General features: G+C 64.8%; 1 protein-coding gene. It reads right to left on the reverse strand.

Annotated elements, in window-relative coordinates; all coding sequences use genetic code 11:
* Positions 1–401 (reverse strand): cation diffusion facilitator family transporter (locus ACZ1A1_RS24945; protein WP_463622066.1); only part of this gene is annotated, 401 nt, incomplete at both ends.

Raw genomic sequence — 401 nt, forward strand, 5'->3', positions numbered from 1 at the left:
CCATGGTGGCTGTGGTCATGACCGTGATGGGTGTGATGGTGCCCATGCCCATGATGATGGTGGGAGTGATCGTCACGCAGCAGCCACGCGCAAACAAGATTGACGCAGAGGCCGGCCACCGCGACGGCGATCGCCTGCTCGAAGCTGATCTCGACGGGATTGGCCAGCCGCATCAAGCTCTCCCAGCCGATGAGCAGCGCGATCAGGGCAAGGACGATGGCGCTGGCGAAGCCGCCGAGATCGCCGAGCTTGCCGGTGCCAAAGGTGAAGCGGCGATCATCGGCGTGGCGGCGGGCATAGAGGTAGGTCAGCGCGGTGATCAGCATCGCCCCGGCATGCGTGGACATGTGCCAGCCATCGGCTACCAGCGCCATCGAGCCGTAGATCGTGCCCGCGGAGAT

The sequence above is a fragment of the Shinella sp. R2-11 genome (assembly GCF_055330205.1).